This is a genomic window from SAR202 cluster bacterium (genome assembly GCA_016872355.1).
Lineage (GTDB): Bacteria > Chloroflexota > Dehalococcoidia > Lucifugimonadales > VGZY01 > VGZY01.
In genome coordinates, this window is record VGZY01000087.1 from 1 (window position 1) to 12,635 (window position 12,635).

A 12,635-nucleotide genomic window follows, 5' to 3' on the forward strand; every position below is an offset into this window, starting at 1 on the left:
AGTCCCTATCCGGCTAAGTCCACCGCCCATAAGCCGGCTGCAGACCACCCATGGAGACGAACCGTACTGACAAAATCACTGCACCCTAAACACTGACAGATTCACTGCCCCTTGACACGAACGCCCGGGCGACTGAAAAACACATCGCCAGCGCGTTTGATATAATAAGGAAGTAGTCTTCAGAGACTCGCCAATGGGGACGCGTGGATTCGACAGGGGCGGTCACTGCGGGGCTGCAGGTCGAGGCGCCTACCACCTCGTTAAAAGTGGGCAAACAAGTAACTGGCAATAACAAGCTAGCTCTCGCGGCCTAAGGGCCGCTTGCGTCCACCGCCTCCTAGCCCGATGGAGGCGACTGGGCGACGCAAATCGGGATGCTGTCCGAAGGACGCCGATACCCAGGACAAAAGAAACATCGGCTGGCCCTTGCGGAGTCCCGTGCTGATCGGGAGCCGCGGGGGCGAGAACTGAAAATCAGCTAAACCTGTAGAAGTCCTGGTCAGGGGCCCTCTTGGACGGGGAGTTCGACCCTCCCCCGTCTCCACCAGAAACACTTAGACGCCTCCGTCGCATCGTTGTGCGGCGGAGGCGTTTTTGCGTTTTGGGGGCCTTCGCTGCTCGGCCTGCCCCACCATGTCCGTCCGATCAGATTCGGCGCACAACCCCCTTGTTTTGTTCCTGAGCCCCTACTATTATGTCCATCACCAGCAGGGCTTGGCTTTAGATTCAGGCGACCTTATGTCGCATACCAAGATCGCCCTGTTTTTGATTTCCCTGTGCGTCTGCATAACTGGCGCAAGGATATATGGATGGCGACCAACGAAGCTGCTGCAAGGATCAAAATTAACAAGCTCCTGGAGGCGGCTGGCTGGCGTTTCTTCCCCGATTCCAGTGGCCCTGCAAACATCCAGCTCGAAGCCGGCGTCGCCGTCCAGACCCACGCCATAGACGCTCTGGGTAGCGACTTTGAGAAGGTCAAGCGCGGCGCCGTAGACTTCCTCCTTCTCAATGAGCGCGGCGCACCTATCATCGTCCTGGAGGCCAAGGCCGAGTCGAAAGACCCCTTGATCGGAAAGGAGCAGGCACGCAAGTACGCAAATTCCCAATACTGCCGTTTTGTGATCCTCTCGAACGGCAATGCGCACTACTTCTGGGACCTCGAACAGGGTAACCCGCAGATCGTCACGGCATTTCCAACTCCCACATCGATGGAAGGTTACCGAAAGGTCATCCCCGACCCACATCGCCTGCTACTGGAGGAGGTCGATGAGGACTATATCGTCCTGACCCAGAGGCCAAACTACGCTTCGGAGGCCGGGTGGAAGAACGCGGCGGAGCGCAAGGGGTACGTTCAGACAAACAAACTCCGTTTTCTCCGCCCCTACCAGGTCGAGGCAATCAAGAGCCTTCAGGCCGCGGTTAGGGAAGGCAAGGAGCGCTTCCTGTTCGAGATGGCCACCGGAACAGGCAAAACGCTCACCGCCGCCGCCGTCATCAAGCTCTTCCTCCGCACCGGGAACGCCGGGCGCGTCCTCTTCCTGGTCCACCGCATAGAGCTGGAGGACCAGGCCAGGAAGGCGTTCGCGGGACTCCTTTCCGCCGACTACGATACGGTCATCTATAAGGAAAAGCGCGAGGAGTGGCGCAAAGCCGATATCGTCGTCACCACCGTCCAGTCGCTTCTATTCAACAACAAGTACCGTCAGCTGTTCTCGCCGACGGACTTTGATCTCGTGATATCGGACGAGGCGCACCGCTCAATCGGCGGCAACGCCCGCGCTGTGTTCGAGTACTTCGTCGGGTACAAGCTCGGCCTCACCGCCACGCCGCGAGATTATCTGAAAAGGTTTGAGGCCACCAGCCCGGCCGTCCGCGACCCCGGCGAGGCGGAGCGCCGCCAGCTCCTGGATACCTACCGCACCTTCGGGTGCGAGAACAGCCAGCCGACCTTCAAGTACACGCTGACCGACGGCGTGAAGGACGGATACCTGATCAACCCGACGGTCGTGGACGCCCGCACCGGCATCACGACAGACCTGCTTTCCCAACAGGGCTTCGCGGTGTCGTTCACAGACGAGGAAGGTCAGGACCACGAAGAGACTTTCAAGCAGCGCGAGTTTGAAAAGCGCTTCTTCGCAGACGCCACCAACAAGGTCTTCTGCAAGACCTTCCTGGAGAACGCGCTTCTCGACCCCGTAAGCCAGGAGATCGGCAAGTCGATCGTCTTCGCGGTAAGCCAGAAGCACGCCGCCAAGCTCGCGCAGATATTCAACCAGATGGCGGACCGCATGTTCCCCGGCAAGTACCAGTCGGACTTCGCCGTCCAGGTGACGTCGCAGGTGGCCGATGCCCAGCAGTTCGCCATAAACTTCAGCAACAACAATCTCCTTGGCTGCGCGAACTTCCTGCCGGAGTACAAGACCAGCAAGGCCCGCATCTGCGTCACCGTCGGCATGATGACCACTGGCTACGACTGCACCGACATCCTCAACCTGGGCCTCTTTCGTCCGATCTTTTCGCCTACGGACTTTATCCAGATCAAAGGCCGCGGTACCCGCACTCAAAACTTCCTCGATCAGCTCATGGACGAAAGCGTCAGGAGCGGCGTCGCAAAGCCCTTGGAAACGTCGTTCAAACTCTTCGACTTCTTCGCCAACTGCGAGTACTTTGAGAAGGAGTTCAAGTACGATCAGGTGCTGAAGCTGCCGAAGCCAAAAGGCAAGCCGCGCGAAGACGCCGTCCCGACCGGCCCCGTGGTGTACGCCGAAACCTACGAGCACGGCGGCGAGGATATTCTCTCGACGATTCGCGAGCAGCAGATCGGCCCCGAGGGGATGAAGATCGACCGGATGTTTTTCGAGAGGTTCGAAGATGCCATGCGCGCGGACAGCACGATCGCGAAAGCGGTCGAGGCGGGCCAGTGGGACCGCGTGATCGACTACGTCAATCGCGAGGTATTCTACAAGCCCGAGGAGTACTACACGCTCGACAAGCTGCAAATGGCCGCGGACGTTGACCGCCGCTTGACGCTCCGGGAAATACTGGAAAAGGTGTTCCGCCTCATCCCGCGATTCAAGTCCCGGGACGAGCTGCTCGAAGAGGAGTTCTCGAAGTTCGTGGCCGACTACAAGCCGGCAGACGTCAAATCCATTCCGGCCATCAGGACATATTTCAAGGCATACGTCACCAGCACCCGCGTGCGGGAGATCATCGACAACAAGCAGTACACCGACCTGGCGACGAACCCGGTGTTTTCCACGCGCGACTTCAGGGCCGTGCCTGACAAGTACCGCGCCCTGGTTCCCGAATATATCAAGGACTACGTCTCTCTGACGCAGTTCGCCGCCTGAAGGAACGCCAGTGCTTGATTCCGAGACGAAACGCCGCATCGATACAGCCCGCGACATCCTCGTGGGCAAGGTCCCCGACCCCAAGTCCCAGGTAGAACAGATCACCGTCGCCCTGATCTACAAGTTCATGGATGACATCGACGCCGACGCCGAATCGCTCGGCGGGAAGCGAAAATTCTTCGCGAACGATTTCGAGCGTTACGGCTGGGCAAAGCTCATGCGCTCCGGCCTCGGCGGCCACGATGTTGTGAAGCTCTACGACGAGGGCATTGCCAAAATGCCCGAAAACCCCGGCCTTCCGTCGCTCTTTCGGGATATATTCAAAAACGCCTACCTGCCCTACCGGGACCCGGAGACGCTCAGGGCGTTCCTGAAGATCATCGACGAGTTCACCTACGACCACTCGGAGAAACTCGGCGACGCCTTCGAGTACCTGCTCTCAGTCCTCGGTTCCCAGGGCGATGCGGGCCAGTTTCGCACCCCACGGCACATCATCGACTTCATCGTGTCCATCGTCGATCCGAAGAAGAACGAGACCGTGCTCGACCCGGCGTGCGGCACGGCCGGCTTCCTCATCTCATCCTACAAGCACATCCTGCAGGCCAACACCGACGCTCGGGGACGCGACACACTGAGCGCGGAGGACAGGGAGCGCCTGGGCAAGAATTTCACGGGCTACGACATCTCGCCCGACATGGTACGGCTGTCACTTGTTAACATGTACCTTCACCGCTTCCCGGATCCGCGCGTTGAGGAATACGACACACTTACCCAGGAAGACAACTGGGACAAAGCCTTCGATGTCATCCTCGCCAATCCGCCGTTCATGTCGCCGAAGGGCGGCATCAAGCCCCACAAGCGGTTCTCGATCCAGGCCAAGCGCAGCGAAGTGCTGTTCGTCGACTACATCGCCGAACACCTTCGCCCGAACGGCCGCGCCGGAATCATCGTCCCGGAAGGCATCATCTTCCAGAGCCAGACGGCATACACGCAGCTGAGGAAGATGCTCGTCGAAAACTACCTCGTCGCCGTCGTCTCCCTGCCCGCGGGCATCTTCAACCCATACTCAGGCGTAAAGACCTCCATCCTTATCCTGGACAAGTCCCTCGCCCGCAAGGCGGACACCATCGCCTTCTTCAAGGTCGAGAACGACGGCCTCAGCCTCGGCGCCCAGCGCCGGGAGATAGCCAAGAACGACCTTCCCCAGGTTAAAACCGAGCTGAAGTCCTACCTCCACGCCCTCCGCACCCGCCAACCTACCGCCGACCTCCAGCTCACCCGCGGCCTCATCGTGCCCGAGCAGAAGATCGCGGCAAACGGCGAGTACAACCTGAGCGGGGAGCGGTATAGGGAGGGGGGAGCTGCGTCGTCAGACTTTCCATATGCCACAGTTGCCGACATATGCGAGATCAATCCCGAGTCAGTAAATCCGTCGCAACAGTACTCCAATTCATTTTTCAACTATATCGATATTTCCTGCGTTGAAAACCGATCAGGAAAATTCCTTGGCGCAAATAGGATAGCCACGCTTGAAGCACCGGATAGAGCGCGCCGGCCGGTGAGAAAAGGTGACGTTTTAATTTCTACTGTACGTCCGAATCTAAGAGCTTTCACAATTCTTACGGAGGTTCCGGAAAGGGCGGTGGCTTCAACTGGTTTCGCCGTCCTACGATCCAAGGCAGAGCGGGTCCTTCCGAATTTTCTTATTGATATGTTGCGTCATGACAAGGCGGTCGACCAAATGGTGGGTATGATGGGGAAAGGCGCTTACCCCAGTATTAATCAGACAGACGTGCAGTCAGTGACAATTCCCCTCCCTCCCTTAGACCTGCAAAAGGAGATCGTATCGGAGATCGAGGGCTACCAGAAGGTCATCGACGGCGCGCGCGCGGTGGTGGACAACTACCGGCCTCAGATACCAGTCAAGCCGGAATGGCCGGTGGTAGCCATTGCTGACCTTTCCCGAGAGGTCAAGGCAGGTTTCGCCAGTGGCAAATCAAGCGTTGAAACGAATGGTGTGCCACATATACGCCCCATGAATGTCACAGAGTTTGGCGAGTTCACTTGGAATGGCGTCAAATGCATCGAGGAAGATGAATTCCTAGGGAGGGAGGACTTCATACTACAGCCTGGTGATGTCCTTTTTAATAACACTAATAGTAAGGAACTGGTGGGCAAGACCTGCCTTATCAAGGAAGCAATACGCGGCGGCTACTCGAATCACATGACTCGTATACGTGTTAAACAAGAACGTTGCGATAGTCACTTTTTAGCAATCAGCCTCCATGCCGCATGGGTACGAGGTGATTTCCTTGAGCGTGCGAATAAATGGATAGGTCAGGCTGGAATCAACGGTAAATTACTTGGAGAGTTCCGGATCCCCCTCCCGCCTCTCCCCGTCCAGCAGGCCATCGTCGCCGAGATCGAGGCCGAGCAGGCGCTCGTCGCCGCCAACCGCGAGCTCATCGCGCGCTTCGAGAGGAAGATACAGGCCACCCTCGCCCGCGTCTGGGGCGAAGAGCCCGCCTGAGTTCCAATGGTATGTTACCGGCAGCACTTCAACGTTGCCTGATCAGTCCCGTATTCCTATATTGGGCAGTTGGCGGTCTTGCGTTGATCGTGCCGCGAGCGTCGTGCCCTAATCGCTCCGCTGCCATGCCTCTCGGTAAGCGTCCTCGATCTGCCCTGCCTCGGCGTCTGTCAGCGCGCTGAACTCCCTTTCACGCGCCCTCCTGGAAAGGCGCCCATCGTTCTGACGGAGGAACCGGAAAAGCAGGTCCGACGTCATGTCCGGCATGTCTACAATTGTCGCCACCTGGCTGCGGAACCGGTCGTAGCGGCGCAAGAAGTCTGTCTCTTTAGGAAGGTCCTCCTCGACGGTCTGCTGGACGCAGGCGTATAGAAACTCCGCGTGTGGCGTCGCATCAAAGAACCGGTAGAAGTCTCCTGTGTCGTTTAGGACTCGAACATTGGACTCGGCGGTGGGTTCCCAATCGACCACCGGCAGGAGACGGGCCGAATAGTCCTCAAGCACTCTGCGATACTCCTCGATCCGATCCAGAATAGCAGCCGACACCGGGAATACGACTCCGGGCGGGTTGAAGCCGCGTTGGGCAAGCACGTGGTGGATAAGATAGCGATGGAGCCGGCCGTTCCCATCCTCCAGGGGGTGGGCATACACGAACCCAAAAGCCAGTACCGCTGCCGCGATGACGGGGTCGAGCTGCTGGACGGCGCCTTTCTCGAAAGCAATGAGCCCATTGACAAGGGACGGCAGGTCCTCGGGCCTGGCACTGATGTGGTACGGCAGCGGCATTCGCGTGTCGCGGTCGTGCTCCCCCACGAATCCTCCGTCTGTCCGCAGCCCCAACCGCACGAAGCGGGCATCTCCTATGACGATACGTTGCAGCCGCAGCAATTCCCGGAGCTCAAGGGGCTTTTTGCCGGCTTCGCCAATGGCGCGCGCCCAACGTTGCATCCGGTCATGGGGGGCCCGCTCTCCCTCTATCGCATAGCTTGCACGCGAGTCTTTAAGGAGCAAGAATGCGGCGGTCCGGGCAATTATGTCGCGCGGAACGTCTGCGACGGCCTCCAGAGCGCGCTGTTGCATCCCAAGTGCAACGTATCGGTCCAAAGTCTCGGTACGAAACACCATAGGACAGAAGCCGGGTATGCCGGGTAGGTTGTTTCTGACTCGATGCCGAGGGGAGTTAGCCCCAGAGGCAGCCCATTGCAGATCGGTGTCAACCACCGAGACGTAGCGGCCCGTAGTTGCGTCCAGGAGGTCCAAGCGTGTGCTTGTCAGCCACTCGTAGAGAAACCATAAGCGGCGAGAGTACACGCCCGTGGGTCTAGCACGCACCAGTGCTTCAAAGGCCCCGGGGCCAATGGCCAGAATGAGGCGCTTGAGAATGGCGAGGTCTAACCCTTCGTACTTGAGCGCAAATGTCAGATGCCCTTCCAGAGTTGGGTGGGGCGCGTGGCGCGGTGTCAGGATGCGCCAACCGTCCTTTTCTATCACCCTGTGGCGCTCGCCAATGGCGGCAAGGGTGCGTGGCAAAGGCGCGGAGAGGTCATAGGCTTCTACAAGGGCGCTGTAACCAGCAGGCGTGGCACTCTCTGGAAGCCATCGTTCCCGAAATACGGTCACTGGCCCTGAAAACTTGATGCTATTGCCTCTTCTCATGAAAAACAGTCCTTGTTCCTGAAATTTAATGCTCAAGCACAATATTTCGTGAAAATCCATTCTAACCGATTGGGAAGTTAATGCAATGGCTGCTTGTTGATCCCGCACAGCCTGCCTCCTGCTCCTACCGTTTCTTAAACTTCTGCTAAACACTTTTTGCCTCAAAACTGCCGGTCAACTCCCTTGCGTGTTAAAACATTTGTTCTTTATGTTGGAAATAGAACGTTTGTATTAACTAGCGGTGCCATGCCCATAGCGTGTGTCCTCATAACTCACTTCCCCCTCAAGGTGGAGCTGCAGCGCCGCCCGGACCTCAAGGGCAAAAGCGTGATCGTCGCGCGCACCGCAAGAAAGGAGAACGAGATCGTAGACTTCTCCCCTGACCTCAAAGGGCTGCACAGGGGCGGCCGCCTGAGCGAGGCGCTCTCATCCTGGTCGAACGTGCACGTGGTGGAGGCCGACGACGACCACTACCAGAAGGCGTTCAATGACATCCTGGTCTCCCTTTTGCGCTACAACCCTGCCGTGGAACAGGCAGAGGTGGGTATTGCCTACGCTGAGATGGATGGGATGGAGCTCCTCTACGGCGAAACCGCGCGCATGGTCGCCACGTTCTGCAACGCAGTCCCTTCGCCCTTCGGGGCGCGCATCGGGACCGGCCCCAACAAGTTCGTGGCGTACCTGGCCGCCGGCGTCGCTGCCCCATGCGGCGCATACAAGGCGCCGGATGGTCCCGCGGCCTTCATCCGCAGCTTCCCTGTAGACTGCCTGCCCGTGGACATGGAAATACGCCAGAGGCTCCACATGCTGCACCTGGACCGGCTGGGAGACGTCGCCGATATCGGCGTCGGGCCGCTGCAATCGCAGTTCGGCCCACAGGGCAAGCTCATCTGGGAGCTCGCCAACGGCACAGACAACCGCCCCGTCATCCCCATGAAGCCGGAAGAGTCGGTTACCGAGAGCCTTGGCTTCCCGTACGAGGTAAGCTCCATGGACACCCTGCTCTCCGCTCTTGACGTATTGCTCCGGAAGGCGTTCGGCAGGCCGGAAATGCGCGGCAAATTCCCAGTAAAGACCGTCATCCAGTGCAGCAGGGCAAACACCCCCACCTGGTCAAAGACATTCCACCTCCGCGAAGGCATCGGAGACGCCGCCCGCGCGTTCGAAATCGTCAAGGGCACCCTGGGGGCAGACCGGCCGGACGGCCCGTTTGAGACCGTTGCCGTCACCCTGTCCGACTTCCGTGGAGAGCCCAGCAGGCAGGATGGCCTTGTCCCCCGCGCTAACGGTATAAAACGCGACCTGGCGGAGATAGACCGCCTGCTGCGCGCCCGCACAAAGGAGCGGTCCGCGCTGTACCACATCCTCCCTATCCACCCTGCCCACCCGGTCCCGGAGATGAGGGCCATACAGGTGTCCGTGGACCCGAGCGCCGGGAGCACCGTGAAAACGCTCCAGCGCCCGTCTCCCCTCAAGGTGCTGGAGGGCGCCGCCATACCCAAAAGGCTACATGTTGGAGAGCGCACCGTCCGCATCTCGTCGGTCCTGGACTCCTGGAAGATAAAGCTCTGGTGGATGGCCCAGCCGGTGGAGCGGCTGTACTACAAGCTGGGCTGCTCGGACGGCAATTGCATTACCGTTTTCCAGGACCTGGGCACCGGCGAATGGTTCGAGCAGTCCTACTAGCCACTCCATATGAGTTCCTACGTTGAGCTCCGGGTCAGAAGCTTCTACTCCTTCGGGGAGGGCGCCAGCCACCTCCACGACCTGCTGGCGCGCGCCGCCGGACTCGGGTATGCCGCCCTCGCCCTTACGGACACGAACCTGTGCGGCGCGCTCGAGTTCGCACGGCTTGCGCATAACCTCGGCGTGCGCCCAATCACCGGCGGCCAGATCACACTCACCGACGGCTCCAGGCTCACCTTCCTCGCCAAAAACCGGGAAGGCTATTCCAACCTCTCCCGCATGTTTACCACGGCCAACTCCGTGGACCGGCGCAACCCCCTCCTGGACCCTCGCCTGGTCCCGGCCCACGCGGGCGGGCTGGTCCTCATCACAGGCTGCGCCGACAGCGCCGTCTCACGCCTGGTTACCAGGGGCCACACCGGGGATGCCGAGGCCCTCCTCCGGGAATATGCAGACGCCTTCGGCCCGCGCTCGGTCTACATCGGCCTGCAGCAAAACAGGGTGTATGGGGACACCTCCCGCAACCGCAAGCTCATCGAAATTGCGGACCGTCTCAACATCTCCCTCCTGGCGACGAACGACGTCTACTACCACGTCCCGGAGCGGCACAAGCTCCAGAATATCCTTACCGCAGTGAGGAACAACTGCACCCTGAATGAGTGCATCGACCTGCTGAAGCCCAACGAGAACTTCTACCTGCGCTCCCCGGAGCACATGGCCAGGATCTTCAAGGAGCGCCCTGACGCCCTGCGAAATACACTGACCGTTGCGGAGATGTGCGAGTTCGACCTGTCGAAAGACCTGGGGTACGGGCTCCCTGAGCCTGCAGTGCCTCCGGGCTACACCCCAGAAACGTATCTCAGGCTGCTGTGCAACGAGGCCGCCCAGAGGCGGTACGGCACAGTCCCTGAGAAGGTGCACAACCGGCTGAATGACGAGTTCTATCTCTTCCGGAAGCACAAGCTTTTCGGCTTCCTTCTCCTGTACCGCGAGATCTCGCAGATCGCGCACCGCATCATGATAGAAAAGGGGCTGACTCCCCCCGAGACACCCATGGAAAACCGCCCTCCAGGCCGCGGCCGGGGCTCCTCCGTTGCGCTGCTCACCGGATACCTTATCGGCATCTCCCACGTCGATCCCACGGCCTTCGATCTCACACTGGAGAGGTTCCTGCCGGAGGACATGACATCCCTCCCGGACATCGACCTCGACTTCCCAAGGCAGTTGCGGGAGACCCTCATTGAGCGCATCCACAAGGAGTTCGGCCAGGAGCGGGCAGTCCTGGTGGGGGCGATAAGCACCTACAGGATAAAGGGAGTCATCGCAGACGTCGGCAAGGCGCTGGGACTCCCGAGCGAGGCGCTGCGCCGCCTGGCAAACAGCATCCACACCGGCGACCTCCGGGCAGAGATGCTCCAGATGGCCGACTTTGCCCAAAAAGTGGACTCGCCCGGCTGGAGGGACCTCATCGAAGTCGCGCCCCAGCTCCTGCAGGCGCCGAAGGCCCTGGGGCAGCACGTGGGCGGTATGATTCTCAGCTCATCGCCGATACCTGAAATGGTGCCGGTGCGCAGGAGCGCAATCGAAGGGCGCTTCATCATGGACTGGAACAAGGACAGCGTGGACGATGCCGGCTTCGCCAAGATAGATGTCCTGTCTCTGCCCGTCCTTGACCAGATGGATGAGACCCTCACCCTGGTGGAGCAGCGCACCGGCAAGCGCCCGGACCTCAGCCGCGCCGGGTCGGACGATCCCGAGCTGTATGACATGATCAACCAGGGCAAGACTATCGGCGTGTTCCTCATACAGTCACCCGCCCAGATAAAGACCTCCATCCGGTTCAAGGCGCGTAACCTGAAAGACATGGCCTACCAGGTTGCCCTCATCAGGCCCGGAGTAGGCGTACAGGGCAGCGCTGTAAGCACATTCATCACGCGCTACCGGCGCCCGGAAATCAAATGGGAATATGACCACCCGCTCCAGGCGCGCGCGCTGGAGCGAGGCTGCGGCATCATCGTATGGCAGGAGCAGGTGGTGCAGGTAATCGCGGACGTGGGGGGGATGACCACCTCGGAGGCGGACCAGGTGCGGCGCGCCTTCGCCAAGCCGAACAACGCCCACCTGCTGGAGATGTACAAGAAGCGGTTCATGGCCGGAGCGGCCCTCAAGGGGGTCCACCCGGAGGCCGCGGAGAAGACCTGGGGAATGGTCAACGGCCACTATATGTTCCCGGAGAGCCACAGCTACGCCTTCGCAATCAACGCCCTCCAGGCGGCGTGGCTAAAGGCCCACTATCCGCTCGAATTCTTCACTACCCTTATGAACAACCTGCCTATGGGCTTCTACCCGCGAGAGGTGATCAAGCAAGATGCCAGGCGCTTCGGCGTGCAGTACCTGAACCCGGATATCAATGCCAGCGAGGTAGAATGCCGCCCGCTTGAAAACGGAATGCTCATGGGCCTGCGGTTCGTCAAGGATATCCGCGAGGCTACCGCCAGGCGCATTGTGGATGAGCGCCGGCAAAACGGCCGCTTTGACAGCATAGGCCGCTTCGTTCAGCGCCTCAGCCTCAAACCGTCGGCAATGAGATCTCTCGTCTTCGCAGGCGCATTCGACTCGCTTTCGCGCAACAGGAAGACGGCCCTGTGGGAGGCCGCGCTCTATGACGGCCCGTCCGCCAGCCAGCTGCGCCTGCCGCTGAACATGGACATGAATGTCCCTGCCCTTCCCGACTTCTCGCCCTATGAAAAGGCGCTGGGAGAGTACATCGTCCTGGAGATATACCCCCAGGGACACCTCATGGAGTTCCTGCGGCCACGGCTGAGGAATGTCTGGACGACGCAGCAGGTGGAAAACGCCAGGGATGGCCAGTACGCCTCGGTCGCCGGCATGGTCGTGGCCAGGCAGCACCCGCGCGGCGCCGAGTGGACGACTTTCATCACCATCGAGGACGAGCATTTTTACACGCAGCTCATCGTGAGGCCGGAGGTGTTCCAGGTGTACAGGAACACGTTGCGGAGCCCGGTCATCAAGGCCAGCGGCCGGATTTCACGGTCGGATGACGGCAACGTCAACATGATCGTGGCGCACATGGAGCCCGTTGACGTGCCTTCCAGGCTGCCCAAATCGCACGATTGGCACTAGTGCCTCGCCGGGCGTCACCCCATGGTTATCTTCCCCACCAGCAGCTCGTTTATCATGCTCGCGACAGTCGGCACTGTGGTGTTCGCCTTTGGACTGCTGATAGCCGTTACAGGCCTTGCCGCGTCGTTTGTTTTTGTACGGCGCAACGCCTCTTTTGGCCGAGAATGGGCATATTTGCAGAAAATGTGTGATCAGCGTGGTACAAGGTAAAAGTACCAAGTGAAATACTGATAGCGATTGTTCGTGCTCAGTCCCCTGTGCTGACGGTA

5 protein-coding genes and 1 other RNA gene are annotated in these 12,635 nt (G+C 59.8%); 5 read left to right on the forward strand and 1 reads right to left on the reverse strand.

From position 1 onward, the window contains the following. Positions 1-195 precede the first annotated feature (195 nt). The 3 genes from ssrA (at position 196) to FJ319_13285 (ending at position 5,880) form a co-directional block, all read left to right on the forward strand. Positions 196-547, forward strand: a transfer-messenger RNA (tmRNA) gene (gene ssrA, locus FJ319_13275). 262 nt (positions 548-809) lie between these two features. Continuing rightward, the gene (locus tag FJ319_13280; protein ID MBM3935246.1) at positions 810-3,350 is read left to right on the forward strand and encodes a DEAD/DEAH box helicase; all 2,541 of its coding nucleotides are present in this window, start codon (positions 810-812) and stop codon (positions 3,348-3,350) included. Positions 3,351-3,360: 10 nt separating this feature from the next. Next, positions 3,361-5,880 (forward strand): restriction endonuclease subunit M/S, encoded by a 2,520-nt coding sequence (locus FJ319_13285; GenBank protein ID MBM3935247.1) that lies wholly within the window; start codon positions 3,361-3,363, stop codon positions 5,878-5,880. A gap of 108 nt (positions 5,881-5,988) precedes the next feature. On the opposite strand, the gene FJ319_13290 is transcribed toward FJ319_13285, so the two are convergent. After that, positions 5,989-7,596: a Fic family protein gene (locus tag FJ319_13290; GenBank protein MBM3935248.1), complete on the reverse strand. Its 1,608-nt coding sequence runs from the start codon at positions 7,594-7,596 to the stop codon at positions 5,989-5,991. Positions 7,597-7,782: 186 nt separating this feature from the next. Between FJ319_13290 and FJ319_13295 the strand changes: the two genes are divergently transcribed. Then, positions 7,783-9,222, forward strand: coding sequence for a hypothetical protein (locus tag FJ319_13295; GenBank protein MBM3935249.1), 1,440 nt, complete (start codon positions 7,783-7,785; stop codon positions 9,220-9,222). A 9-nt stretch (positions 9,223-9,231) separates the two neighbouring features. Continuing rightward, positions 9,232-12,366 (forward strand): DNA polymerase III subunit alpha, encoded by a 3,135-nt coding sequence (gene dnaE / locus FJ319_13300; protein ID MBM3935250.1) that lies wholly within the window; start codon positions 9,232-9,234, stop codon positions 12,364-12,366. The last annotated feature ends 269 nt before the right edge of the window (positions 12,367-12,635 follow it).